The following is a 25,661-nucleotide window of genomic DNA, read 5'->3' as shown; positions in this document are numbered from 1 at the left end:
AACGGTGGATATACAGATAATTTATGGGTGCCGCATTACGGCACCCATAGGTAAATAAAGGGAAATAGATTTAACCCATCATAGCTTCTTTTGCTTTTGCAATATCAGCAGCATCTTTCATTGGGAAGAGTAAGTTGGCGATAATCGCTACGATACAGATTCCAGTTACTGCATCACTGAATACGAACTTCAATACGGATGGAAGCTGTGCCACTGCATCTGGATGGCTTGCCATTCCGAGACCAAATGCGAATGTAAGTCCCATAACAAGGATATTTCGCTCACTGAATCCTGCTTTGGAAATCATTTTTCTATATAGTATAATATTTTTGATTAAGCAGAAAATTATGTTCAAATGAGAGTTTAATGATTCAAATATTTGTTGACTTCTTGACGACAGTTGTATATAGCCTTTTCTTCGTCAATTCCTGTTAGCTGACCTTCTTTTACTACGATTTTTCCATTGACAATCGTATAATCAACAGTGCCCTTGAAGCCGACTGTGCCGAGCATGGATTTTATATCCAGGTCGGCCCCTACAAGCTCAAGACGATTTCTCCGAATCATGAATAAGTCTCCAGCTTTGCCGATTGAGAGAGAACCGATATCGTTTCTGCCGAGGATTTTAGCGCTGCCGTTTGTGGCAATCTTCAGAAGATCATATCCACTCGGAGCAAGCTTGCTTGAGTTCAGTCTGTGCAACAGGAACGCTACACGAAGTTCCTCTAACAGGTTAGAACCGTCATTGCTTGCGCTTCCGTCTACTGCAAGACCAACCGGTACACCTAGTTTTAACATATCCGGTATCCGACAGATACCGGAAGAAAGTTTCATGTTGGAAATTGGGCAGTGAGCTACGCCGGTTCCGGTCTGTGCCAGAAGATTCAGTTCCTCATCATTAAAATGAATTCCATGTGCATACCAGACATCATTTCCAACCCAGTTCATGTCTTCCATATAGGCAAGCGGTCGTTTGCCGTATTTCTCAAGAACATAATTCTCTTCATCAATTGTTTCGCATAAATGCGTGTGGAGGCGTACGCCCAAATCTCTCGCAAGGATTGCTGACTGACGATACAGTTCTTCGCTTGCACTGAACGGAGAGCACGGAGCCAGAGCAACCATTTCCATGGAATTTGGAGCAGGATTGTGGTATTTCTCTACGGATTTCTGAGAATCTTTCAAGATCTTATCCACGTTCTGTACCACACTGTCAGGCGGAAGCCCACCGTCTTTCTTGCTCAGATCCATGCTTCCGCGGGAAGCGTACATACGAACCCCGAGCTCTCTTGCAGCAGAAAACTGTGCGTCCAGAAGCGCATCGGAATTACCGCCCGGAAATACATAGTGATGGTCAAAACAAGTTGTACATCCGGATTTTAATAGTTCACCCATTCCTGTTAAGGAGCTGTGGTAAATCGTATCCTGATTCAGATTTTTCCAAATCTCGTACAATGTTGTAAGCCAGTCGAACAATTCCATGTTCTGAACTTGCGGAAGATTTCGGCTGAACGTCTGGTAAAGATGGTGGTGAGTATTGATTAGTCCTGGATAAACGAGACATCCCGTTCCGTCAATGACTTCGTCTGCGGTCTGCGGTTCTATTCCGATGTATGTAATGATGCCGTCTTGCATCAAAAGATTGGCATGTTCTAAAACAGCGTCCTGGCTGTCACAGGTAACAATTGCATCCGCATTTTTAATTAATAAGCTGCTCATATTACAACCTCCTGTATTTGTTTTATTCTTTGTTAATAACAAAGATATAACTGTTGAAATAATGACAGAAATCTTGCGAAATGTATAAGAAGTTCAATTCTAACCGCCGGCGAAAATATGGGAATTGATAAATGGATGACAGGATATTTATGACAAATAAAAAACTGCCGTGACAACTGACTGCAAATTTTTGGTTTCCCAAAAACTTGTAGTCAACTGTTACGGCAGTTGGTAGACACGCTCATCCAATCATGAACTTATACAAGTCAATTTCTATGATGTAATATATAATGGATTTAGTGGTGTGTCAAGGAAAAATTAATAAAAACGTCAAAAAAGATAAATATGAGATGGAAAATTGGTTAAAGTGTACAATGAAGATTGTGATTAGTTGATAAAACATCAATATCAACCCAAGTACGGTCTCTTTTGATTATAGAATAAATAGTCTGCGGAGGATATTTAATTTTTATGCAAATTCATTAGGGTTACTGTTGTGTGTTTGTTGTCTAGAATCATGAGTTGGAGAATACTTCTTGTGCAGTAAGGAAAAGATTAGCTCTCTATAAAGGCTTGAAAAGTATACTTTTTATTGGACAGAATCTCTATTCATATAAGTATGCGACCGAAACAATACAAATTGGTGCAGTTCTTCTTGATGATTCATTTAAAAGAATAGGAACACTTTGCCAATATCTTCATCCAGAACATGGTGTGATTGATTATTTTATAGAGAATCTGACAGGTATAAAGAACAGCCAGGTTAAAAATGCTCCTAAGCTGGAAGAAGTACTGCTACATATGATTGATTGGCTGGGAGAACGTGATTACAAAATCTATGCTTGGAGTGAATCGGATAGAGATCAACTGCTACATGAAATTAAAGCAAAAAACATGACGGATGAAAGAATCCATGCGTTTATGAAGGCTGAAAACTGGATTGACTATCAAGATGTATTTACGAAACGATTTGAATTATCACAACAGTTAAGTCTGGAAGAAGCTCTGGGACGAGTTGAGATTGAACCGGAAGGTAACTTTCATGACGGATTGGATGATGCTGTTAATACAGGATATCTAATAGAAAAATTGGAACTGAATCCAGAGTATCAATTGGTAAGTTACGAAATGCCGGATAAACCGTCAGAGCGCTTGAGCAGTACGCTTGGAGAACTATTTGCTGGGTTGGATTTGCGATTTACATAATAAGAAAAGTGAAAAGGTGCATCTTTTTGTGCGATTTGTATAAAAAGATGCACTATATGTCGTTGCTTATGATATACTAATTCTACAGCTATTCAATAGTTTGGTAAAAAAGCAGAATAAGGAAAGAGAGTATGAAAGATGTCATTTCAAGATGATAGTAAAACAATATATAGTGAAATGCTGCGTTATAGATTCAGAGCTATATCAAGTGTATTTAAATGAACTTAAAAGGTTGGCGAAAGAAGACGATGTAATCATAGACGTGATTGCACGTAGACGGTTTGGGAAAGAACCCGTTGAAGAAGTCGCTGTACCAGGGGTGATTAAAGTTTATCAAGACAGATTTTATATGGAAAATCAGTGGAATATATGTGTTAAGGCTACCGTAATTGTGGAGTAACAGGGGAGTGGATTAGATGAAATTATTAGGAAATATACTTTGGTTTCTTTGTGGCGGGATAATCGGAGGTCTTGCATGGATCATTGCAGGATGTATATGGTGTGTCACAATTGTTGGAATTCCTATAGGTTTGCAATGTTTCAAATTTGCATCCTTAGCATTTTGGCCTTTTGGAAAAGAGGTTGTATATGGGAATGGAACCTTCTCATTTCTTGTGAATTTAATTTGGATTGTTTTCTTTGGATGGGGAATGGCTCTTGGAAATATTGTCTTAGGATGTATGTGGTGTATCACGATTGTAGGAATCCCGTTTGGAAAACAATTCTTTAAAATGGCACGTTTGTCTTTTATGCCTTTTGGTGCAAATGTGCTTTAGAACAACCTTTTTATATAAAAAACAGTCAGGTGAAAATGGCTCCGAAGTTGAATGCAGCACTGATTCATATGATTGACTGGCTGGGAGAGTGCGAATATGAAATCTACGCCTGGAGCTGAAATCGAGCCAGAGGGTAACTTTCATGATGGATTGGGAAATTATTATCCGGGAAAAGACATAGAAGAATATTCCATAAAAGAATTAATCTGGGACAGGGCTGAGTATGATATCCAATATTTTGAAGATACATACGTGGTAACAGGACATACACCGACACAAGGAATTATGGGGAATCCAAAACCGGGTTATGCATACAGGGAGAATCATCATATTGCGATTGATTGTGGCTGTAATCGAAGAAATGGACGTTTGGCTGCAGTTTGTCTAGATACAGGACGGGAATATTATGTCGAAAAATCTTGAAAATAAGGTGGGAAAACGAAATGATTGATTTACAATATGCGAAGAAAGCTTTTGAAAACTATTTGAATGATTATGACCAAAAAAATGAAAAGATAAAGTTGAAGATTGTGCATACTTATGGAGTGATGGAATGCAGTAAAAAAATTACAGAAGATATGGAACTGTCCGCAGAAGATTGTGAGCTCGCTCAGATTATTGGATTGTTACATGATATCGGAAGATTTGAACAATTGAAATGTTACAACAGTTTTGAACCGGGAACGATGGATCATGCAGCATTCGGTGTGAGAATTTTATTTGAGGAGAGACTGATTCGGCGTTTTGTCGAAGAAAATAAGTGGGATGAAATTATAAAAACAGCAATAGGACATCATAGTGATTACTGCTTAAAAGGAATTACGAATGAGCGAGAATTGATGCATGCTCAAATCATACGTGATGCAGATAAACTTGACAATTGCAGAGTGAAGCTCGAAACAGCAATTGATATTCTCATGGGAGTTACTGCAGAACAGGTAGGAATGTCAGAAATTACGCCAGAAGTTATGCGGCAATTCAAAAATCATAAATCAGTTCTATTAGAGACAAGAAAGACAAAGATGGATTATTGGATATCTTATCTTGCATATTTTTATGATATAAATTTTAAAGCGACATATGAAAGTATAAGAGATAACCATTATGTGGATAAAATTATAGGAAGGATTCCGTATACAAATCCAGATACTGGAAAACAGATGGAACAAATAAGAAACGAAATGAATCTATATATTCAAAACGCTATAAATGAGAATGAAAATTACAGATAAATATAATTGAGATTTTGAAGGCGATTTACAATTTTCAGCATAGTGAACAGAAGATGAATAATATATGTAAGGTTGCAAGAAATGGCTTATTACATAACAGGAGATTGTCATGCACATTTTGAAAAGTTAATCTGGTGGCAAGATTCAATAAAGAACTTGGAAAAGAGGATGTGATCATTTTATTGGGGGATGTCGGATTAAACTATTTTGGAGCTGACAAAGATCGGGAGAACAAAAAAATACTTGCGGATTTTCCAAATTATTTCCTGTGTATTCATGGAAATCATGAGGAAAGACCTTATCATATACAAACTTACAGAACACAAATCAGGCGTGGAGGAGAGGTATATTATGAACCGGAATTTCCGAATATATTATTTGCTAAGGATGGAAAAATTTATAATTTCAATGGGAAAAAAGTGATGCCGATCGGTGGAGCATATAGTATCGATAAATATTATAGGATACGCAATGGTCTGCCATGGTTTGAGACAGAACAGCCGGACGAAGCGATAAAGAAATATGTAGAACAGAAACTGGACAAAGTGAACTGGCAGTTAGATATTGTCCTTTCTCATACAGTTCCGATAGAATGTGAGCCGGTATGGGCATTTATTCCAGGACTGGATCAGTCAACTGTAGATAAGTCAACGGAAAAATGGCTTCAATATATTTATGATAATCTGAAATTTACAGAGTGGTATGCAGGACATTATCATGTGGAATGTGAAGAAAGTGGAGTCCGGATTATGTTTGAAGAGTATGATGAGATTATGTAGGGCGAAATAATGGAAAATTGTGCTTTTATGCAGAAGATAATATAGAGAATCTTACGATCGATCAGATTAGATCACATGTGAAAAGTACAAGCTTTTAAGCAATAACTATGATATGGAGAGTGATGCGTAATGAATTATTATATCAGTGATTTACATTTGTTTCATGAAAACTCGATTAAGTTTGATGAAAGACCATTTGAAAGTCTGGATGAAATGCACGAGACGATCAAGAAACGATGGAATAGTAAAATAACAAATGGAGACAGGGTATTTATTCTTGGAGACATAAGTTATAGAGGTAAAAATGAAGATTTGATTGCTTATATTTCTACATTGAAGGGACAAAAAATACTTGTGAAAGGAAATCATGATGATGTGTCGGATTATAGATATCATCAGCTTTTTGCAGAAGTTTGTGATTATAAAGAAGTTCATGATTCAGCTAATGGAAAGAATTATAATCTCGTTTTAAGCCATTATCCAATTTTTAGTTGGAAAAGGATGGGAAAAGGATTCATTTTATTATATGGTCATACGCATGACAGTAATGAGGATACTTATTATCAAAGCTGTTTGATGAAAATGGTGGAAAGCGATTGTCAGCATGTGTATAAAACAGAAGTTAAAGCAATAAATGTAGGATGCATGAAACCCTGGATGAATTATGAACCGCGAACATTGACAGAATTATTGTCCTATCCACAATGAATTAGATGCTAGAAGGGAGACAGTTTTATGGCTACATATGTTATTTCGGATATTCATGGACAGTACAACATGTTTATAGAATTACTCGATAAGAGTGATCTAAAAGATACGGATACTTTATACATTTTGGAAGATGTGCTTGATAGGGGGCCTCAGCCTATTAAGACAATAAGAAAGCTTATGGAAATGCCAAATGCAATATGCCTGGTCGGTAACCATGAATTTATGGCGATGAAATGTCTGGGATTTTTGATGAAAGAAATTACAGATAAGTCCATAGAAGAGTTAGACGATGAAATGCTGGATAATCTGGAGACATGGCAATATAACGGAAGTAGATCAACGGTTGATGAGTTCACTCAGATGGATTCCGAGTCTAAAAAGGATGTGATCGATTTTATAAAGGAATTCCTGATATATGAAGAGGTGTCAGTCAATGACAAAAACTATCTTCTGGTTCATGGAGGTTTGGGGAATTATTCGCCAGAAAAGGATATAGACGATTATTCACTTCATGAATTGATATGGTCGAGAGCAGATTATAATATACAGTATTTTTCAGACAAGTATGTTATAACAGGACATACGCCGACACAAGCAATTAGAAATAATCCAAATCCAGGATATATTTATCGGCGAAACAATCATATAGCAATTGATTGTGGTGCTACCTATCCGGGTGGAAGACTTGCTGCTATATGTCTGGACACAGGCGAAGAATATTATTCTGAACCTAATAAAATGGGAAGTGATGCTATTGGCTTATGATGAAAAAGATGTGGCTGCTAAAACGCATTATGAAAATAAGTATTTTTCTATTGATGTTCCAGAAGACTGGATTGGCTACCGGGACATAATCGAGGAAGAGAATTCATTATATGTTGACCTGATTATCTGCGCTGACGGTCTTAGTGGCATTAAAGAGGCAATTGCCGCTGCATTTCCAAAAACAGAGTATCAGAGATGTATTGTACATCAGGCAAGAAACACGCTAAAATATGTTCCGGATAAGGACAGAAAAGCGTTTGCTTCCGACCTAAAAACGATTTACCATGCTTCCGATGAAGAGAAAGCTAGACTGGCTCTAGATCGTGTTACTGAAAAATGGACCGCAAAATACCCGAATTCCATGGAACGCTGGTATGATAACTGGGATGCAATAACGCCGATTTTCAAGTTTTCACCGGATGTCAGAAAGGTTATTTACACGACAAATGCAATTGAAAGTCTGAATTCTACCTACCGTAAGCTTAACCGTCAGAGAAGCGTATTTCCAAGTGATACAGCACTTCTGAAAGCCCTGTATCTGGCAACTTTTGAAGCCACAAAAAATGGACTATGAGCATTCGAAACTGGGGACGGGTCTACGGTGAACTCAGCATTATGTACGAGGGAAGACTCCCAGAGTAACAGAATCTGTATGCATGATGAGAAAGACGTTTTTGACGTCCGCTCTTGACATGCCTGAAATCATGTCGTATATATATAACAAGAGCTGGAAACTCCAATTTAGTGCTTCCAGCTCAATCATTATCATAGAAGATTATTATTTACAGACTTTTCTTCATAGTCTCTATAATAGAGGAGAGAGGTAAAAATTACATTGGATAAAAAATATAAAGAGTAATTAAATAAAGACTCTTATCTTTTTAGTGAATTAATTTTCTATGGCTTAAATAATAATAAAGAACAGTTTATTCCAAAGAAAAATGTAGAAAAATTTTTAAATTAATGAATTATTCACAGAACAATATTTAGAGACTGATAACTGTACCATGAACTTGAAAATTGATCCATGTAGTCGTAATACCGCGCACTCAACCGTCAAAAGGGCATAAAATTCCACTAGAAGAGTTTAGAACAGCTGCTTATTCTGTTAAAGCTGTCAAGGTTCATTAATAGTTGCTATTCCAGCTGTACATTTGCTTACCGATAATTGGTAACATATCTGAAAATCTCCTTACTCAAGAAAATAATAGATCATCAGTACATTGTATAGCTCCTGACTCTGGAATCTGTTCGCAAAACTCTTTCCTGTAAGCTGTTCTACTCTCTGTAATCTGTATTTCACAGTGTTCTTATGTGAAAACAGTTTATCAGCTGTTCTCTGCAGATTACAGTCACACTCGAAATAGGCCCACATTGTCTCCATCAACTGTGTATGAGCTTTCTTCTCATACTGTATGATAGGATCAAGCACTTCATCCGCAAATCGCTGCATTGGCGCAGTGTTCTCATACGACATCAGCATACGGTAAAATCCCATCTCATCATAGAAAATGATTTCATTTTTCCTGTTAATATGCTCCAATACAGAGTTCATTTTAGATGTCTCATGAAAGCTCTTTTGCAATTTGGATATGCTTTCACATTTTTCACCTATGTTGAGAGTGTATTCAATTCCGTTCAGGTCATTTTGCAAAAACTCACCAAACTGTTCAAAAATTTCTATTATCTTCCTGCGATCATCTGTACAGTCTTTCATAAAACCTATGATCCTGTCGCCATAGCAGGAAATGATTGCAGGATAATCACATTCAGCAAAATATTCTTTTAGAGTCTGTGCATAGTTTCTTATCTTGTCATTTGTAATTCCCTGATTTAATTCATTGCATGTCTCTTCCGAACTTTTTTTACATAGATGTAACACGAAAACCTGTTCTAACATCTTTGGATCATTTCCCATTTGCCTGCATTTCTGCTCGATACTGGATGTATTGATACAGTTTCCAAAAATAATCTCTGCAAGCAGACTGTCCTCTATATCTTTTCTGTCATCCAGATATGATATGGCGTGTCCCAGTTCCTCAAAAAAGTCTAAAAGTGGCACATTCCAAGGCATGGTGAAAAGCGGAAAATCATTATTTTCTGCTAAATCTATTACCTTTTGGTTAATCTGTGTTACATAATTCTCGCCCATCAATAAAAGAGCACACGACATATTAAGTTCAATTGCCTTTTTTATTGTTTGATACAGATCAAAATTTTTTCGCTGTGTTACCGGAGCACTTACTATTAAAAGTTCGTTTCCACGTACCCATTTCTCAAAATTAATATTCTCTGCCTTATAAGACCAGCGTATGCCCTTTTCCATGCCACCTGATCCGGCTATTACATTTGCCTGTGACATTGTCGTAAGTGATAGAAGATCCTTGCACTGAAACATTGTTTTCCCACCTTTTATTTCAGCAGGTCAATAGCTCCTGTTACCTTTGCAGGAATTTTTTTGAACAAAAATTCACCGTGTCTGACAGAAGCAGTGATTCCTGCTCTCTCACATATTGCTTCAAATTCTGATTTTGCATCAAGCACGATAAAGTTTGCAGGCTTATTTTCCTCGATTCCGTAGTGATCTGTAATATTCATGGTCACAGCTCCGTTCGTTGTCACAAGATCAAGAACATTCGTAATCTCTTCGGGTGACATCATCTGTGCCAGATGGATTCCGTGATCGAGAATCATCATCATATTTCCGTTTCCAAGCGGATACCATGGATCAGACATGGAATCCTGTGCAAAACATACATTGATCCCGTTGTCATAAAGCTCCTTTACTCTTGTGATTCCTCGTCTCTTCGGATAGGTATCCTGACGTCCTTCAAGATATACATTCTCAGTAGGACAGGAGATGAAATTGATGCCTGATTTTTTGAAAAGCTTCATCATTCGGAATGCATAACTATTATCTGCTGAACCAAAGGAACATGTGTGGCTGGCTGTAGTTCTTGTGCCTATACCTTCCATAAGTGCCAATGCATTCAACAACTCCAAAAAGCGGCTCTGCGTATCGTCTGTCTCATCACAATGTACATCGATAAGCTTATTATATTTGACAGCCAGTTCGATTGTCTTGTGGATTGATTTTTCACCGAACTCTCGGGCCAGTTCAAAATGAGGTATCGCGCCAACACAGTCAGCCCCCATCTTAAGTCCTTCCTCTACCAGTTTGTCACCGCCCTTGTATGCGTACATTCCTTCCTGAGGAAATGCAACAATCTGCAGATCAAGAATATCTTTTACTTCATCTCTTACTTCAAGTGCAGCTTTAAGACCTGTAAATGTTGGATCTGTCACATCAATATGTGTTCGGATAGCCTGAACACCATGCAGCATCTCTTTTCTTATTCCACTGTAAATACGCTCCTTCATCTGTTCAACAGTCATATTTCCTTTTGATTCACTCCAACGCTGGATTCCTTCAAAAAGAGTTCCCGATCCGTTTTCCTCACCAAGGCTTGCTGTAAATACATAATCAAGATGCAAATGCGGATCTACATATGGAGGAACTACCAGTTGTCCATTTAAATCAACTTCCTCACATCCCACCGTTTTTTCCTGTGGTATATCTGCTGAGATTTTCTTGAAAATTCCATCTTCAACTAATATAGAAACAAGTTCTTTTTGACCTTTTAGCTTTACATTCTTAAATAATTTTGAACCCTTCATACCGTATTCCTCTTTTCTCATTAACAGTAATGATTTGAAATAACATCATTATTGTTAGGTTGCTATTTGTTCTTTACGCACAAATCATAGCATCTGGTCAGAATACAGTCAATAAAATGCAAAATCAACGCTTTTATTTTATTCTTGCGTACAAAAAAAGTCAATTCATTTTGTGCGTTACACACAAAATAAACCGGACAGATGTAAAAGCATTATCTCCTAAAAAAACGATATCATAAATATTTTTGCGAGTTTCCTGTAATGAGTACACTGACTCAAAAACTTCTTGCAAGTATATCGCTGTAGCGATATACTTAACACATAAGGAGGAACTGGTATGAAAAAAGTATTATATCATGGATCAGAATTCTTAATTGAAAAACCAGAGTTCGGGAAGGGTGCCAGACACAATGATTACGGAAGAGGTTTTTATTGTACAGAAAATATAGAATTAGCAAGAGAGTGGGCATGTGCAAAGCAAAAAAATGGATATGTGAATATTTATGAATTGGACATGGAAGGATTAAAAGTGTTGAATCTGAATGATTCAAAATACCACATATTGAATTGGCTTGCTATTCTTGCAGATAATAGAACGTACTGGCAGAATGGAAGTATTGCAGAAGAGGCAAAAAAATACATAAAAGAGCATTTCCTGATAGATATTACTCCATATGATATTATTGTAGGATATCGTGCAGATGATTCATACTTTTCGTTTGCCCAGGATTTTGTTTCGGGAGTAATTTCGTTGGAAAAATTATCTGAGGCGATGCGGTTAGGTAAATTGGGCGAGCAGATTGTATTAAAAAGTCCGAAAGCTTTTGAGACGATTTATTTTCAGAATTATGAAAATGTAGATGCGGAAATATATTATATCAAGAAAGCGGAGCGCGAGCGTGAAGCAAGACGAGAATATAGAAGACGTAAAAAAGAAAGTGCAGATATTCATGAGTTATTCATGCTGGACATCATGAGGGAGGGTATGGAAAATGGTGATACACGCTTATTCAGATGATTATCTTACGTCAGCCCAACGAATATTGGGAGATATGTTGGATTTCGCAGTGAACACATATGATATGGATATTGATAAATTTTTTGAAATGTTTCTGGTTTCAAATGTGTCACGGCAATTTGAAATTGGAAATCCTACTTATGTAGCCGGAAAAACAGGGTGTGAGTTAGTCAAAGAAGTGATTCGGGATTCTGGGTTAGTAATGGAAGAGTACCCAGATGAGATGTATTTGGATAAATCACCAGAATATTGGAGTGGCTGGGCATTGGCCTATTATCAGTGGTATCGAGGAAGAACATTTTCACGCATCTACAGGGCGGTATCAATGACGGAAATTCGAAATATGTATGAAGTATACCACGAGATGGATTTGGCACATTTCGTGGAGCGGTTGGATGAATTATGGAACCAACATTATCCGGAGACAAATCTGAAACGAATTCGTGATTTGGCGGGACTATCACAGCGAGAACTGGCAGAACTGTCAGGAGTATCTGTGCGGCAGATACAACTCTTTGAGCAAAGACAGAGAGATATCAATCAGACCAGAGCAATTGATGTGTTGCGATTGAGCAGGGCGCTTGGATGCAAGAATGAAGATTTGTTGGAACTATGAGGATCAGGCTAAAGCAAAGAATCGTCTAAAGACAGCGAGATATGGGAAAGACCTGTATCTCGCTGTTAAAATAGATGCTCCTGAGTTGGTGTTTTAGGAAATTGTCTTAAGGACTCTTTTTAGAATTGAAGTCAGAACAGGGGCAGTTATTGCAGTAAAAATCATTCCAGGAGCTGCGCTTACTACTAAAGGTTGCCAGGCAACACCCAAGATTGTTGCCAATACCAGTCTGGCTGCAAACGTTCCGGCAGGACCAGCAATAATGAGGGCCAGTGGGTCCTTTTTTAATACTGTTAAGATAAGACCGGCTACAATACGGTACACCATTGCGATAATGACATTGTATATAGTCTGAAGACCTAATATCATCCCAATAATGCTGGCAATGATGCCGATGGTAAGATAATGTAGAAATCCTCTGATTCTTCCGATGCTTATGGCTAATGGGGCTGATAATTGAAATTCAGTTCCTGGAATGGGTGATGGGATTTTAAATAAGCCCGAGATGAACAGCAGAACAACCCACATGCCGTCCATAGTCAGATTTTTGACGCTAAAAAAATGATTGGATAAAATTCTTTCTTTTGATTCTTCTGTAGTATTCATAGTTTTCCCATCCTTTTGTTTAAAATATTTCTGCCATTTCCCATTGAGAGAGATTAAAAGCAAAGCTATTGTATACAATAAGCAACTAATTGTCAACCATTAAATAAAAAAGGTTGACAATTAGTTGCGAGTAAGTATATACTTTGCCTAAAGTATGCAAGAAAAAAGGAGAATGCAATGGGAAAAGGGATATTTGTAACCGGTACAGGTACGGATGTTGGTAAAACATACGTTACAGGATTGATTATAAAAAAGATAAAAGAGAACGGGATGACTCCAGGCTATTTTAAAGCTGCTATGAGTGGAAATGAAAGAGAGGAAGATGGAACGCTGATTCCTGGTGACGCTTTGTGGGTTAAGAATGTATCAGGAATCTCCCAGTCAGTAGAGGAAATGTGCCCGTATATCTATGAGCATGCTTATTCTCCGCATCTGGCTTCACGTCTGGAAGGAAATCATGTTGAGATGGCAGTTGTTTTGGATAATTATAGAAAAGTAAAAGAGAAATACGACTATATAACAGTTGAGGGAAGTGGCGGTATTTTATGTCCGATCTGTTTTGATGAGGCACGTATTGGGTTGACAGATATAATAGATGAGATGGAACTTGACTGCATTCTGGTTGCAGATGCAGGACTTGGAACAATCAATAGTGTTGTACTAACTTATGAATATATGAAAAACAGAAATATGAATATAAAAGGAATGATTTTTAATCATTATATAGCGGATAATATCATGCATGAAGATAATATACGCATGTGCGAATATATGACGGGGCTTCCGACTCTGGCGAAAGTTTCCATGGGAGACGTGGACTTGAATATTGATATAGCAGAATTAATTTCATTATACAGATAACAATATAACGGAATGAGGAAAGCAAAAATAAGAATAATTTTAGGAGATAAACTTATGATCTGGTATCCATATGTACAGATGAAGAAAATGAAGACACCATATAAAATTGTAGATGCAGAAGGAGTTTATTTGTATACGCAGGATAATAAAATGATAGATTCCGTATCTTCCTGGTGGTGTATGATACATGGCTATAAAAATAAAGAAATTAACGAAGCAATGAAGAATCAGATTGATCAATTCAGTCATGTCATGCTAGGTGGGCTTACTCATGAACCAGTCTTGAAATTATCAGAAAAACTAAAAGATTTTCTCCCGGGAGATCTTGATTACTGTTTTTTTTCAGATTCGGGTTCGGTTGCTGTAGAGGTTGCCTTGAAAATGGCATTGCAATTTAATATTAATCGTGGCAGCGGAAGAAAAAAACTCCTTTCGCTTACCAGCTCGTATCATGGAGATACATTTATGTGTATGAAGGCCGGAGATGATGAGGATTATCATTTTATATTATCAGAAGATGATAAGAAGGATGTAATTCACATTCCAACGGAAATGGATGCATTGGAAAAAGTATTTCGGACACACGGAAATGAATTTTATGCATTTATTGTAGAGCCACTTCTTCAGGGAGCTGGCGGGATGAAAATGTATAGTATTGATTTCCTGAGAAGGGCAAGAGAACTTTGCAATGAATATGATGTTGTTTTTATATTTGATGAAGTTGCAACTGGTTTCGGACGTACTGGAAATCGTTTTGTGTCTGATCTTGTACTTCCGGATATTATCGTGCTTGGAAAAGCATTGACTGCCGGGTATATAGGACATGCAGTGACAGTAGCAAATCATAAAATATATAATGGATTCTATTCTGATAAGGATACAGATGCACTTATGCATGGTCCTACATTTATGGGAAATCCGGTCGCATGCAGTGCAGCATTAAAATCTATAGAAATATTTGAGCGTGAAAACTATATGGAAAAAATCAAGCATATAGAGGATATGGTTAGAAATCTGGTCTCCGGATTCACTCATCCGCTTATCAAAGAAATCAGATATATGGGTGGCTGTCTTTGTTTCCAGGTACATGACCCATCATGTCTTATCGGATTTCAGGAGTATGCATATCAACGAGGAGTATTTTCAAGACCATTTCTCGATATTATGTATGCCATGTTTCCGTATATCATACAGGATAATGAGATCAGGCAGATTGTTGATGTCATGAAAGACTGGTTCACTGAACAGAAAGGAATTTAATCTATGAGTGCGGAGGAATTGTACAGTATTAAGATGCGTGCAAGCAAAAAGGAAAACGGTACGGATGTACACATATCCGGAGCAGAGAAAATCGTTGAGGCACCGGATGTTGATATATTTGCCAATGCGCTGATAGAGAGAGGAATGCATCATTCCAAGGGTGAAGCAGATGCGTTGAACTTGAAGATAAATAAAGTCTGCAAGGAGAACATTATTTATCTTGATGCACTTTCAGTAGAGACAATTGAGGTCGAAACATGGGAAAAAGGGCAGGAAGAGATAAAAAAATATTTAAAAGAAACTGGAATAGACAATCCGCAAGATGTCATGCAATTCTTAGATGAAACTTATGCCATGAGAGGAGCTATGCTTCTTGATGTTGACAGGCTCATTCGTTTAGAACCGGATAAAAAACGTGGGATTCGTGCTACCAATATGGATCAGGAGAGAATGAAAGGGGACAGAATCGGAAACGAGAAGAATCATTATGAAGAAGCAATTGTACTTGCGACAAAAGTGGCAAATTGTCCTGGTATTATTGGTGAGATATGTATTTCAGATGATCCCGAGTACGTGACCGGTTATGTGAGCTCAAAAGAAATCGGTTATAGAAGAATCACGAAGATGAAGAGAATGGGGAGCGAAAAAGGAGGAAGAATATTTCTGTTTCGAGGAACAGATGCAGAAGAACAAAAAGCAATTGATTTTCTTCAGAATCAGCATGTGATCGTCAGAAATGTACCCAAAAAGATTTGCAAAAAATCAGATATGAAAAGACCACAGAAGTGGGATAAAATTGATAAAGCACTGGTATCTTTAAAAGAAAACCATCTTTTTCGCACAATGAAGACAATAGAATCAGCACAGAGTTCACATGTAACTATAGATGGAAAAGATTATGTATTAATGGCATCCAATAACTACCTGGATATTGCCAGTCATCCCTCCATAAAATCAGCAGTCGTAGAATCGACAGCTATGTATGGATTTGGCTCCGGTGGCTCCAGACTTACAACCGGAAATACAGTGATACATAATGCACTGGAGAATAAGATTGCTTCCTACAAGGAAACAGAAGCAGCGATCGTGTTTAACACAGGATATGTTGCAAATGTAGCAACAATATCCGCAATGGTGAAAAAAGGAGATACTGTTTTTAGTGATGAATTAAATCATGCAAGTATTATTGATGGATGCCGTCTTTCAAAAGCCAAAATTGTAACATATGCTCATAATGATATGGATGATCTGCGAAAAAAAATACAGGAGAATCCATGTGAGACAGGCATTGTTGTCAGTGATGCAGTTTTTTCTATGGATGGAGATATATTAAAGCTTCCGGAATTTCTTGATATCTGTGAAGAGAATCAATTGTTTTCCATGGTAGATGAAGCACATTCCACAGGAGTGATCGGCAAAACCGGTCATGGAATCCGAGAATACTGGCAGGAAAAAAGACAGGTAGATATTTTAATGGGAACATTTAGTAAGTCGATAGGTGGCGAAGGTGGTTATGTGGCCGGAGAGACAAGACTGATAAACTATCTGAGAAATGTGGCAAGAGGATTCATATTTTCTACTTCACTTTCGCCAGTAACCATGGCTGCAAATCTGGCTGGAATCGAAGTTCTTGAAAAGGAAATCTCAAGAGTAACAAAATTGCAGTACAATGTAAAATATTTTTGTACACAACTTGGGAAATATGGTATCAATGTAAAATCTGAAACTGCCATAATTCCTGTTATTATTGGTGATGAGGAAAATGCACTGACAGTTTCCAACTATCTTCATGAGAATGGATATTTTATATCAGCGATACGTTATCCAACTGTTGCTAAAGGAGCAGCAAGGCTTAGAGTCGCGCTTATGTCCAGCCATACAGAAGCAGAACTGAAAAAGTGTGCAGAATTAATAGGAAAAGCCTTATTGATGAAGTAAAAATATGTTAACATTTTAGGAGTGAATAATCATCCAAAGACAGCGAGATATGGAAAAGACCTGTATCTCGCTGTCTTTTTATTAAGAAATTCTTAGTTTTCATCTGCAACAGTTTTTCTATTTGAAGACTCTAGTGTATATAACCTATAATAAAGATAATGTGAAACTATTCATAGACTTCATGAACCAATACAGGTGATTCATAAAAATGGTTATAAGAATCTTCAAATGAAAAAGATGATTCGAGAGGAGGGAACGAATGAAGGACAAAGAAAATTCAAGGGAAATACAATTCAAAGAGGAATTGGTTCGCAAGGCCAAGAATGGAGATACGAAAGCATTTTCCCTGTTATATGCTGGCGTTTGCAAGGAAATGTATAAATTCGCATTATATATGATGAAGCATACAGGAGATGCAGAAGATGCGGTAAGTGAGACCGTTATATCTGCATTTGAAAATATTGCGAAGCTCAAGAATGAGAGTAGTTTTAAAAGCTGGATCTTTACAATTTTAGGAAATCAATGCAGAAAAATGTTGGGAAAGCGTGGAAATCATGTGTCAGAGGAAGAGACACCAGAGGCTGGGCACGAACCGGACTATGAGCAGCATTTTGATGTGAAGGAAGCATTTGCAAGGCTTGAGGAAGAAGAGCGTATGATACTTTCGTATTCTGTGTTCGCTGGATATGGAAGTGAAGAAATCGCGCAGGTGCTTGAGATGAATGCTGCAACGGTTCGATCAAAGAAAAGCAGGGCACTTGGGAAGATGCGTAAGATGTTGGAAGCAGGATGATCGTACAGGATGATCTTATAAGAGATGGGTTTGAAAAAAGAATAGAAGAAGGAGGCGGAAAAGATGGAAGAAAATAGAGAAAAGAACAACAAGAAGATTGAGGATGAAAAGCGTTTAGAGCAGGATTTGAGACAGATGGCAGATGATGTGATCCTTCCGGACTCACTGGAACCGGAGGCAATTCAGAAAATGCTTCAGGCAAGACAGGAAGAAAAGCAGCAGGGATCAAAAACGAAAAAGAACAAAAAGAACTGGAAACGTATCGTTCCGATCGCAGCAGCGGCATGTGTCTGTGTGATAGTTGGAGCGACAGTTGGAATCAAGCAGATCAACAAAGGAAACAACAAAACATTAGATGCAGCGACTATCGCATCAGCAGCAGATCAGACAGAGACAACCCAGACACTTACAACAGCGAAAGATTATAAAGAAATTGAAAAATGTATCAAAGAATATAATAAGCAGATGGCACGGGATAACAACAGTATGGCTATCGGACTGTATGAAAGTGCGTCTTCGGCAGACGCAGCAACAGCAGAAAGCAGTAATGTTAGTGACACGGGGGGTTATTCGGATACGAATGTCCGTGAGAACGGCGTGGGGGAAGCCGATATTGTCAAAACCGATGGAAAAAATATTTATACATTGTGTCGGAGTGTTGTGACGATTACAGCTATTGATAATGGGTCCATGGAAAAGCTGGCCTCGATCGAACAGGATGCAGAACGCTATGTAGAAGACATTTATGTACAGGATGATAAATTAGTTCTGTTTGGAACATTAGGAAGACAGGTGGGAAATTCAGAGGATTCAGAAGCTTATGATGGATATTATGAGAACAATACTTATGTCCAGGTATATGACATCAGTGATCTATCCAATCCGAAAGAGATTGGTAACATGGAACAGAGCGGAGGATATAATACATCCCGGATTGTGGATGGATATGTCTATGTGCTTAGTCAGTTCCATCCTTATGAAGACAATGTTACAGCAAGAGATCTGTGGTATATTCCGGAAGTGCAGGGAAAATCTATCGAAGCAGAAAATATTTATATGCCACAGGAAGCAGAAGGAAATGAATATACGATCATTACAGCATTTTCATTAGATGATCCGTCAGAAAAAACAGATAGTAAGGCAGTCTTTGGTTATTCAGATGTGTGCTATGTAAGCGAAAATAATATTTATATTACAAGTAATTATTATGAAGATTCAGATGTGAGCAGAACGCTGATCCGCAAGATTTCTTATACAGACGGAAAGCTTGCTGGTGTTGCGCAGACGAAGATCAAAGGAATGCTGAACGATTCTTTCAGCATTGACGAGTATGAAGGAAACCTTAGATTAGTTACAACAATTGATGAAACTTATTCGAATGATGATATTATGCCATTGAATGAGACTGCAGATGAGACGGCTGATAAGAACGGAACAACGAATAAATCAGATGCAAGTAAGGTGACTGAGAAGGCTGTGGCAGAAAATGTAAAGGATGCGGTACCTGGTACAAATTCGCTTTATGTGCTGAATGACAAAATGGAGATCATTGGCTCCATTCACAATCTGGCAAAAGATGAAACAATCTATTCCGCAAGATTTATGGAAGATACAGGATATTTCGTTACTTACCGTCAGGTGGATCCATTGTTCTCGGTAGACCTTTCAGACCCGGAGAATCCGAAGATTCTTGGAGAGCTTAAGATTCCTGGATTTTCCGAATATCTGCATCCATATGGAGACGGAAAACTGCTTGGCATAGGGATGGATGTAAGTGAAGATGGATTTACAACAGAAGGTGTGAAACTTTCGATGTTTAATGTTACAGATCCATCCAATGTAACAGAGGAAAATAAGTATACGATTGAAGAAAGCTATGGTACAGATGTAGGATACAATTATAAAGGCGTATTTGTAGATGTTCAGAAGAATCTGTTCGGGTTTGTTACCTATCATGATGGAGTGACTTATCAGTTGTATACGTATGATGAGGCAGAAGGATTCAAAGAAGTGATGAGCAGACAGCTGAGCGGATATGAAGGCAGCAGAGGACTGTATATTGGTGACGTATTCTATCTTGTAAGCGGAAATATGATAGAATCTTATTCCATGAATGGATTTGAGAAGATGGATGATATTGTTCTGTAAACAATTTATAACTGTTCAGAGCTAACCTCCAAAATACTACGCATTTTATACCTTTTTTTGAAATTTTGCTTGGCTCTGAACAGTTACAATATTTTGGATTGACAGTTTGTAAGACGAAAATTATACTAATAGGAGATGAAATTGTAGTTTTGTAATAAGAGAAAAGGGGTTAGAAATCATGAGTTCCAGAAATAAAGGAATTTGCTTTATTATATTATCGGCATTTTCATTTGCGTTAATGGGTGCCTGTGTCAGGCTTGCGGGGGATGTGCCGTCCATACAGAAAAGCTTTTTCCGAAATCTGGTTGCATTCTTTGTTGCACTTATAATGATTGTGCGAAGTGGTGACGGATTTGAAATCAAGAAGGGAAACTTAGGTTATATGGTTTTGCGTGCAACATTTGGCACGCTGGGAATCCTTTGTAATTTTTATGCAGTAGATCATCTGGTACTTTCAGATGCATCTATGCTGAACAAAATGTCTCCGTTTTTTGTTATTTTATTTTCGTTTCTTCTGTTGAAAGAGAAATTAAAACCGGCGCAGGCAATTGCAATTTTTGTTGCATTTATCGGAAGCTTGTTTATCATTAAGCCAACCTTTACAAATATGGAACTCTTTCCGTCAGTGATCGGTCTATGTGGGGGAATCGGTGCCGGTATTGCGTATGCAATGGTAAGGATTCTTGGTCAGAGAGGTCAGAAAGGAAGCTCTGTTGTTCTGTTTTTCTCAGGGTTTTCCTGCATCGTGACACTTCCGTATCTGCTGTTTAACTATCATCCTATGACAGGAACGCAGATGCTGGCACTGCTTGGTGCCGGGCTTGCGGCAGCAGGAGGACAATTTGGAATTACCGCAGCATATTATCATGCGCCTGCGAAAGAGATATCGATCTATGATTATTCACAGATTATTTTCTCTACGATTCTCGGATACTTTCTTTTCGGACAGGTTCCGGACAAGTACAGTGTGCTTGGATATGTGATCATTCTCGCGATGGCGGCATGGATGTTCTTCTATAATAAAAGACCGGAAGAAAAAGAATAGAAACTGTTTGAAGCCAAATATATTTCAGATGAAAAGGATTATAAAATCATGGATTTTGCAAGACTTGAGAAAAATATTATAGATGTAATAAAGGAAGAACAGGCGAAGCTGGGCTACCGTAAGGAGAAGATTCGTCTGTATTATCCGCTGAGTTCTCTGAATCATTTCTTTCAGTTAGATGTGGATGAGACAGGAATGCAGGAAAAATTGAGCCGGTTTTCTGAGTATGAAGAAGGGAAGCTTGGAAGTGTTGAAGTGACAAATAAGGGGGAGCGGTTCTGTTTTCATATTCCGGAGGAAGGTGCAGAATATGTACACAATAATATGAAAGAGAATGAATTCATCAAAGACCTGATCGGGTTGATCTCTCATCATGGCTGCAAGATGGAAGATATCTTTGAACTGTTCCGTCAGCATTCGGATCAGATTACGATCGAAGAGATGCACAGTGATGAATTTGATTATATGATCTGCTTTGAAAATGATCCGGAGGATACTTACCGGTATTGCTTTAAAGATGAAGGATGCCATATTATTTACCATAGATTCCTGCCAGAAGATTATGAAGAATTTGGATTTGGAAAATAACTGTCAGGTCAGACAAAAAGGAGAAAAAAGTGAAGCTTACAATACTTGGAACAGGAAATGCAACCGTTACGGAGTGCTATAACACATGCTTTGTGATCAGTGATGACGACCGTCATTTTATGGTAGACGGTGGTGGCGGAAATACGATTCTTCATCAGTTAAAAGCAGCAGGACTTAACTGGATGGATATGAGAGATATTTTTGTGACACACAAGCATATCGACCATCTTCTTGGAATTATCTGGATGATGCGTATGATTCTTCAGAATATGAATAGAGGAAAATACGAAGGAGAAGCTACAATTTACGGACACGAAGAAGTAATCCGTATTCTGAAAGAGATGGCAGGTGAAGTTCTTTCGGCGAAGGAGATGAAATATATAGATGATCGTCTTCACATGGTCGTAGTAGAAGATGGAGAAGAACGTGAGATTATTGGAAAGAAAGTAACATTTTTCGATATTCATTCTACAAAGGCAAAACAGTTTGGATTTTGTATGCAGTTAGATGAGGATGAGAAATTGACCTGTTGCGGAGATGAGCCGTACAATGAACTGGAGCAGAAATATGCTGAGAACAGTACATGGCTCTTGCATGAGGCATTCTGTCTCTACGGACAGGCGGATGAATTCAAGCCATATGAAAAGCATCACTCCACAGTAAAAGATGCATGTGAGATGGCAGCAGACCTGAATGTGGAGAATCTGATTCTCTATCATACAGAAGATAAGAATATTGAACATAGACAGGAACTGTATCTGGAAGAAGGCAAAGTTTATTATGATGGAAATCTGTTTGTGCCGGATGATCTGGATGTAATAGAGTTATAAGGAAATAGTTAAGGAGAGGTGAAGGAGAATGCTTGAGTTAGTAACAGGAGGCAGCGGAAGCGGAAAATCAGCTTATGCGGAAAGCCGGATCTGTGAATGGAACAGGCAGGATCCGAAGCCTCTCTTTTATATTGCAACCATGTATCCTTATGGGGAAGAGACAGAAAAGAAGATTGAGAGACATCGGATGCTTCGTAAAGGAAAAGGGTTTGAGACATTAGAGTGGTATACAGGACTTAAGCTACATTTGGAAGAGGGATCATTACAAGGCTCAGATGTGCTTCTCGAATGTATGTCGAATCTCGTGGCAAATGAAATGTATATGGAATCCGGTGCAGGATGTCATGCAGATCAAGCCATTCTGAAAGGGATCCGAGAATTGAATCAACAGTGTTCGAATCTGGTGATCGTGACAAATGAAGTGTTTTCCGAATCAGTTCCGGATTCGCCGGAGATGAAAGAATACAAAAGGATTCTTGGCAGGATCAACTGTGAAATTGCAGCGATGGCAGATCAGGTGACAGAAGTCATTTATGGAATTGCACAGCAGAAAAAGGAACCGGATACGCTAGTCAATAGAACAGAAAAACCTGGCGTGGACAGTAACAAATCAGGAGAGTCGGTGATGTGTCAGAAAGAAAATAGAGTTCATATAATTATAGGTGGTGCATTTCAGGGAAAAACACAATATGCAACGAAAATTTATCCAGAACTTGGGCTGACTGATGGGATTAATTGTTCGCTGGATGAAATCAGAAATTGTGTGGCAATCAATAAATTCCATTCATTTACAAGGCGCTGGCTTTTGGAAGGAAGAACAAAGGAAGCATTACTGACGATACTTGAGAACAATAGAAGCCTTCAATTATTAATTAGTGACGAGATAGGATACGGTCTTGTACCTATCGATGATTTTGAAAGAGAATACAGGGAATTTCACGGGCGTGTCATGACGGAACTTGCAGAACAGGCAGATTGTGTAGAACGTGTTGTGTGTGGGATTCCGCAGAGAATAAAGTGAAAGGAAATTAGGGATGCTTTCAGAGATAGAACAGGTACTTCCTTCTGAAATAGAGAAGAGAAGTTTTGAGATTATAACAGAAGAATTAAAAGAGATGGGAAAGATTCTCTGTCCGGAGACAGAACTGATCGTGAAACGCTGTATTCACACAAGCGCTGATTTTGAGTATGCGGACAGTCTTGTTTTTACAGAAGGTGTTGTGGAGAAAGCAAAGGATGCTATCCGCAGAGGTGTGCCGATTATCACAGATACACAGATGGGAAAAGCAGGAATTAATAAGAAACGTCTGGCAGAGCATGGCAGTGAAGTGCTTTGTTTTATGTCGGATGAAGATGTGGCAGAGATGGCGAAAAAGAATGGCACAACAAGAGCGGTGGCAAGTATGGATAAGGCAGCAGCACTTGGAAGAGAGGCTATCTTTGCAGTTGGAAATGCACCGACAGCATTGGTACGGCTTTATGAGTTGATTAAAGAAGGAAAGATTAATCCGGAATTAATCATTGCAGTTCCGGTAGGGTTTGTAAATGTCGTGCAGTCAAAGGAACTGATCTTAAGTCTGGAAGATACACCGTCGATCGTGGCACGGGGAAGAAAAGGTGGAAGCAATATTGCCGCATGTATTTGCAATGCTTTATTATATCAGATGTAAAACAGATGCAAAAAAACTTTGTTAGAACTTGTTAGAAAGATAGAATAGTGGTATTATAAGACTGTTTGATTAGAAAAAAGAATAGAGAGGGAACAAAACGTGACCTATAAAGAAGCAAGGGTATATTTGGACGAGATGTCGAAATACGGAAGTGTACTTGGCTTAGATACGATTCGAGGTCTGTTGCGTGAGCTTGGGAATCCACAGGATGACTTAAAGTTTATACACATTGCAGGAACGAATGGCAAGGGATCTGTGCTTGCATACACTTCAACAATATTAAGTGAGGCAGGATACAGAACCGGGCGCTATGTCTCACCGACAGTAATCTCTTATCTGGAGCGGATTCAGATTGACGGAACATGGATTCCGGAAGATGAATTTGCAGAATTGACAGAGAATGTAAAAGAAGCTATTGCCCGGATGGAGGCGGCCGGAGAGGAATCTCCGACAGTCTTTGAAGCAGAAACGGCAATAGCTTTTCTGTATTTTAAGAAGAAAAAATGTGATCTGGTCGTACTGGAGTCCGGTCTGGGAGGAATTCTGGATGCGACGAACATCATCGGAGCACCGGTGTGTGCAGCATTTGCAACGATCAGTGTGGATCATCTTGGTGTGATCGGAGATTCGTTGGAAGAGATTGCGCAGAACAAGGCTGGAATCATTAAGCCGGGATGTGCAGTAGTATCTGCGAAGCAGAAAGAAAATGCCCGGGAGATTCTGAAAAAAACTGCAGAAGAAAAAGGCTGTCCTTTCACAGAAGCGCAGCCGGAACAGATGATGATTTTTGAAGATTCCTACCACGGAATTACATTTTCTTATAAAGAATATGAAAAGATGCATAGTCCGCTTGCAGGCCAGTGCCAGAGAGAGAATCTTGCAACAGCGCTCGAAGTTATCCGCTGTCTGAACAGACATGGGTATCGGATTACAGAAGCACAGGTGCGAGAGGGACTTTCAAAGACGAGATGGACAGGACGGTTTACCTGCCTGTCAGAGTCCCCGTTATTTTTCGTAGACGGAGCGCATAATGAAGACGCAGCATTAAAGCTGAAAGTGACGGTAGAACGTTATTTTTCGGATTATAAGAAAATCTTTATCATGGGAGTCTTTAAAGATAAAGAATATGAGAAAATCACATCTATTCTTTGCCCGTTGGCAGAAAGTATATATACTGTTAGTCTTCCAAATAAGGAGAGGACGCTTCCGGCAGAAAAGCTGGCAGAAGTAGTGAAGAAACATTGCCAGAAAGTGAAAGCTGAACAGACCATCGAAACAGCTGTTGAGGATGCAAGTAAAGAGGCAATGACCCAAGGCAAGGATATTGCGCAGAAAACTGTGATTCTTGCATGCGGATCCCTGTCTTATCTTGGAGAGGTTCAGCGGATCGTGTTGAATAACCGGCAGTGAGATATAGGAGAG

The 25,661-nt window shown here is 38.5% G+C and carries 26 protein-coding genes, 1 pseudogene and 1 riboswitch; of the genes and pseudogenes, 22 read left to right on the top strand and 5 right to left on the bottom strand.

Features of this window, described 5'->3' with window-relative positions; all coding sequences use genetic code 11:
• Positions 1-70: 70 nt before the first annotated feature.
• A complete protein-coding gene (locus tag LI162_RS05935; protein WP_227155991.1) occupies positions 71-307 on the bottom strand; it encodes a hypothetical protein in 237 nt (78 codons plus the stop codon).
• 56 nt (positions 308-363) lie between these two features.
• Positions 364-1,719: an 8-oxoguanine deaminase gene (locus LI162_RS05930; RefSeq protein ID WP_155203329.1), complete on the bottom strand. Its 1,356-nt coding sequence runs from the start codon at positions 1,717-1,719 to the stop codon at positions 364-366.
• A gap of 189 nt (positions 1,720-1,908) precedes the next feature.
• Positions 1,909-2,004, bottom strand: a riboswitch (purine riboswitch).
• Positions 2,005-2,241: 237 nt separating this feature from the next.
• On the opposite strand from LI162_RS05930, the gene LI162_RS05925 reads away from it, so the two are divergent.
• The 9 genes and pseudogenes from LI162_RS05925 to LI162_RS05885 form a co-directional block, all read left to right on the top strand.
• Positions 2,242-2,925 carry a 3'-5' exonuclease gene (locus LI162_RS05925; RefSeq protein ID WP_227155989.1) on the top strand — a complete coding sequence of 228 codons (684 nt, stop codon included), beginning with the start codon at positions 2,242-2,244 and terminating at the stop codon, positions 2,923-2,925.
• A gap of 151 nt (positions 2,926-3,076) precedes the next feature.
• A complete protein-coding gene (locus tag LI162_RS05920; protein WP_155203327.1) occupies positions 3,077-3,325 on the top strand; it encodes a hypothetical protein in 249 nt (82 codons plus the stop codon).
• A 16-nt stretch (positions 3,326-3,341) separates the two neighbouring features.
• Positions 3,342-3,701, top strand: coding sequence for a YccF domain-containing protein (locus tag LI162_RS05915; RefSeq protein WP_054753526.1), 360 nt, complete (start codon positions 3,342-3,344; stop codon positions 3,699-3,701).
• 96 nt (positions 3,702-3,797) lie between these two features.
• Positions 3,798-4,124 carry a hypothetical protein gene (locus tag LI162_RS05910; protein ID WP_227155987.1) on the top strand — a complete coding sequence of 109 codons (327 nt, stop codon included), beginning with the start codon at positions 3,798-3,800 and terminating at the stop codon, positions 4,122-4,124.
• 20 nt (positions 4,125-4,144) lie between these two features.
• On the top strand, positions 4,145-4,933 hold the full coding sequence (locus LI162_RS05905) for an HD domain-containing protein (RefSeq protein ID WP_155203325.1): 789 nt from the start codon (positions 4,145-4,147) through the stop codon (positions 4,931-4,933).
• 134 nt (positions 4,934-5,067) lie between these two features.
• Entirely contained in the window at positions 5,068-5,712 is a 645-nt protein-coding gene (locus LI162_RS05900; protein WP_227155985.1) for a metallophosphoesterase, read from the top strand.
• Positions 5,713-5,841: 129 nt separating this feature from the next.
• Entirely contained in the window at positions 5,842-6,420 is a 579-nt protein-coding gene (locus LI162_RS05895; protein ID WP_118106978.1) for a metallophosphoesterase, read from the top strand.
• Positions 6,421-6,447: 27 nt separating this feature from the next.
• Complete coding sequence (locus LI162_RS05890; protein WP_227155978.1) at positions 6,448-7,188, top strand: metallophosphoesterase family protein; 741 nt, start codon at positions 6,448-6,450, stop codon at positions 7,186-7,188.
• A 118-nt stretch (positions 7,189-7,306) separates the two neighbouring features.
• A pseudogene (locus LI162_RS05885) lies at positions 7,307-7,830 on the top strand (IS256 family transposase); the annotation flags it as partial.
• Between the two features lie 550 nt (positions 7,831-8,380).
• On the opposite strand, the gene LI162_RS05880 reads toward LI162_RS05885, so the two are convergent.
• Positions 8,381-9,586: a PucR family transcriptional regulator gene (locus LI162_RS05880; protein WP_155203321.1), complete on the bottom strand. Its 1,206-nt coding sequence runs from the start codon at positions 9,584-9,586 to the stop codon at positions 8,381-8,383.
• Positions 9,587-9,600: 14 nt separating this feature from the next.
• A complete protein-coding gene (gene codA / locus LI162_RS05875; RefSeq protein ID WP_226865594.1) occupies positions 9,601-10,866 on the bottom strand; it encodes a cytosine deaminase in 1,266 nt (421 codons plus the stop codon).
• 337 nt (positions 10,867-11,203) lie between these two features.
• Between codA and LI162_RS05870 the strand changes: the two genes are divergently transcribed.
• Both LI162_RS05870 and LI162_RS05865 read left to right on the top strand, forming a co-directional pair.
• Positions 11,204-11,884: a DUF3990 domain-containing protein gene (locus LI162_RS05870; RefSeq protein ID WP_117497332.1), complete on the top strand. Its 681-nt coding sequence runs from the start codon at positions 11,204-11,206 to the stop codon at positions 11,882-11,884.
• Complete coding sequence (locus tag LI162_RS05865) at positions 11,859-12,500, top strand: helix-turn-helix domain-containing protein (protein WP_015527854.1); 642 nt, start codon at positions 11,859-11,861, stop codon at positions 12,498-12,500. Before LI162_RS05870 ends, LI162_RS05865 begins: the two co-directional genes overlap by 26 nt.
• Positions 12,501-12,593: 93 nt before the next feature.
• On the opposite strand, the gene LI162_RS05860 is transcribed toward LI162_RS05865, so the two are convergent.
• On the bottom strand, positions 12,594-13,106 hold the full coding sequence (locus LI162_RS05860) for a hypothetical protein (RefSeq protein ID WP_020436345.1): 513 nt from the start codon (positions 13,104-13,106) through the stop codon (positions 12,594-12,596).
• 177 nt (positions 13,107-13,283) lie between these two features.
• Here LI162_RS05860 and bioD point away from each other — a divergent pair, with 177 nt between their 5' ends.
• The 11 genes from bioD (at position 13,284) to LI162_RS05800 (ending at position 25,649) form a co-directional block, all read left to right on the top strand.
• Complete coding sequence (gene bioD / locus LI162_RS05855; RefSeq protein ID WP_020436346.1) at positions 13,284-13,967, top strand: dethiobiotin synthase; 684 nt, start codon at positions 13,284-13,286, stop codon at positions 13,965-13,967.
• 54 nt (positions 13,968-14,021) lie between these two features.
• Entirely contained in the window at positions 14,022-15,227 is a 1,206-nt protein-coding gene (bioA, locus tag LI162_RS05850; RefSeq protein WP_015527858.1) for an adenosylmethionine--8-amino-7-oxononanoate transaminase, read from the top strand.
• Between the two features lie 3 nt (positions 15,228-15,230).
• Entirely contained in the window at positions 15,231-17,165 is a 1,935-nt protein-coding gene (gene bioF / locus LI162_RS05845) for an 8-amino-7-oxononanoate synthase (RefSeq protein WP_015527859.1), read from the top strand.
• A gap of 259 nt (positions 17,166-17,424) precedes the next feature.
• Positions 17,425-17,958 carry an RNA polymerase sigma factor gene (locus LI162_RS05840; RefSeq protein ID WP_227155976.1) on the top strand — a complete coding sequence of 178 codons (534 nt, stop codon included), beginning with the start codon at positions 17,425-17,427 and terminating at the stop codon, positions 17,956-17,958.
• 63 nt (positions 17,959-18,021) lie between these two features.
• On the top strand, positions 18,022-20,106 hold the full coding sequence (locus LI162_RS05835) for a beta-propeller domain-containing protein (RefSeq protein WP_227155974.1): 2,085 nt from the start codon (positions 18,022-18,024) through the stop codon (positions 20,104-20,106).
• A gap of 178 nt (positions 20,107-20,284) precedes the next feature.
• The gene (locus LI162_RS05830) at positions 20,285-21,151 is read left to right on the top strand and encodes a DMT family transporter (RefSeq protein WP_117826191.1); all 867 of its coding nucleotides are present in this window, start codon (positions 20,285-20,287) and stop codon (positions 21,149-21,151) included.
• Between the two features lie 48 nt (positions 21,152-21,199).
• Positions 21,200-21,739, top strand: coding sequence for a DUF3877 family protein (locus tag LI162_RS05825; protein WP_015527865.1), 540 nt, complete (start codon positions 21,200-21,202; stop codon positions 21,737-21,739).
• A gap of 29 nt (positions 21,740-21,768) precedes the next feature.
• Entirely contained in the window at positions 21,769-22,569 is an 801-nt protein-coding gene (locus tag LI162_RS05820) for an MBL fold metallo-hydrolase (protein WP_227155972.1), read from the top strand.
• A 28-nt stretch (positions 22,570-22,597) separates the two neighbouring features.
• Entirely contained in the window at positions 22,598-23,590 is a 993-nt protein-coding gene (locus LI162_RS15740; protein ID WP_055148752.1) for a bifunctional adenosylcobinamide kinase/adenosylcobinamide-phosphate guanylyltransferase, read from the top strand.
• A 13-nt stretch (positions 23,591-23,603) separates the two neighbouring features.
• A complete protein-coding gene (locus LI162_RS05805; RefSeq protein ID WP_055148754.1) occupies positions 23,604-24,239 on the top strand; it encodes a precorrin-8X methylmutase in 636 nt (211 codons plus the stop codon).
• Between the two features lie 99 nt (positions 24,240-24,338).
• Positions 24,339-25,649, top strand: a complete 1,311-nt coding sequence (locus tag LI162_RS05800) for a bifunctional folylpolyglutamate synthase/dihydrofolate synthase (protein WP_227155970.1) — start codon at positions 24,339-24,341, stop codon at positions 25,647-25,649.
• Positions 25,650-25,661: the final 12 nt, after the last annotated feature.

Source organism: Mediterraneibacter sp. 210702-DFI.3.120, from assembly GCF_020561005.1.
Classification (GTDB): domain Bacteria; phylum Bacillota; class Clostridia; order Lachnospirales; family Lachnospiraceae; genus Mediterraneibacter; species Mediterraneibacter faecis.
The sequence above is the reverse complement of the archived record's forward strand: the minus strand, read 5'-3'. Positions and strand labels throughout refer to the sequence as shown.

What these genes read in the sequence shown, in the direction of transcription:
- LI162_RS05930 (WP_155203329.1), bottom strand. Translation starts at nt 1,719, where the DNA reads ATGAGCAGCTTATTAATTAAAAATGCGGATGCAATTGTTACCTGTGAC.
- bioD (WP_020436346.1), top strand. Translation starts at nt 13,284, where the DNA reads ATGGGAAAAGGGATATTTGTAACCGGTACAGGTACGGATGTTGGTAAA.
- LI162_RS05890 (WP_227155978.1), top strand. Translation starts at nt 6,448, where the DNA reads ATGGCTACATATGTTATTTCGGATATTCATGGACAGTACAACATGTTT.
- LI162_RS05860 (WP_020436345.1), bottom strand. Translation starts at nt 13,106, where the DNA reads ATGAATACTACAGAAGAATCAAAAGAAAGAATTTTATCCAATCATTTT.
- codA (WP_226865594.1), bottom strand. Translation starts at nt 10,866, where the DNA reads ATGAAGGGTTCAAAATTATTTAAGAATGTAAAGCTAAAAGGTCAAAAA.
- LI162_RS05805 (WP_055148754.1), top strand. Translation starts at nt 23,604, where the DNA reads ATGCTTTCAGAGATAGAACAGGTACTTCCTTCTGAAATAGAGAAGAGA.
- LI162_RS05905 (WP_155203325.1), top strand. Translation starts at nt 4,145, where the DNA reads ATGATTGATTTACAATATGCGAAGAAAGCTTTTGAAAACTATTTGAAT.
- LI162_RS05870 (WP_117497332.1), top strand. Translation starts at nt 11,204, where the DNA reads ATGAAAAAAGTATTATATCATGGATCAGAATTCTTAATTGAAAAACCA.
- LI162_RS05895 (WP_118106978.1), top strand. Translation starts at nt 5,842, where the DNA reads ATGAATTATTATATCAGTGATTTACATTTGTTTCATGAAAACTCGATT.
- LI162_RS05910 (WP_227155987.1), top strand. Translation starts at nt 3,798, where the DNA reads ATGAAATCTACGCCTGGAGCTGAAATCGAGCCAGAGGGTAACTTTCAT.
- LI162_RS05825 (WP_015527865.1), top strand. Translation starts at nt 21,200, where the DNA reads ATGGATTTTGCAAGACTTGAGAAAAATATTATAGATGTAATAAAGGAA.
- LI162_RS05935 (WP_227155991.1), bottom strand. Translation starts at nt 307, where the DNA reads ATGATTTCCAAAGCAGGATTCAGTGAGCGAAATATCCTTGTTATGGGA.
- LI162_RS05915 (WP_054753526.1), top strand. Translation starts at nt 3,342, where the DNA reads ATGAAATTATTAGGAAATATACTTTGGTTTCTTTGTGGCGGGATAATC.
- LI162_RS05880 (WP_155203321.1), bottom strand. Translation starts at nt 9,586, where the DNA reads ATGTTTCAGTGCAAGGATCTTCTATCACTTACGACAATGTCACAGGCA.
- bioA (WP_015527858.1), top strand. Translation starts at nt 14,022, where the DNA reads ATGATCTGGTATCCATATGTACAGATGAAGAAAATGAAGACACCATAT.
- LI162_RS05835 (WP_227155974.1), top strand. Translation starts at nt 18,022, where the DNA reads ATGGAAGAAAATAGAGAAAAGAACAACAAGAAGATTGAGGATGAAAAG.
- LI162_RS05920 (WP_155203327.1), top strand. Translation starts at nt 3,077, where the DNA reads ATGATAGTAAAACAATATATAGTGAAATGCTGCGTTATAGATTCAGAG.
- LI162_RS05840 (WP_227155976.1), top strand. Translation starts at nt 17,425, where the DNA reads ATGAAGGACAAAGAAAATTCAAGGGAAATACAATTCAAAGAGGAATTG.
- bioF (WP_015527859.1), top strand. Translation starts at nt 15,231, where the DNA reads ATGAGTGCGGAGGAATTGTACAGTATTAAGATGCGTGCAAGCAAAAAG.
- LI162_RS05865 (WP_015527854.1), top strand. Translation starts at nt 11,859, where the DNA reads ATGGTGATACACGCTTATTCAGATGATTATCTTACGTCAGCCCAACGA.
- LI162_RS15740 (WP_055148752.1), top strand. Translation starts at nt 22,598, where the DNA reads ATGCTTGAGTTAGTAACAGGAGGCAGCGGAAGCGGAAAATCAGCTTAT.
- LI162_RS05830 (WP_117826191.1), top strand. Translation starts at nt 20,285, where the DNA reads ATGAGTTCCAGAAATAAAGGAATTTGCTTTATTATATTATCGGCATTT.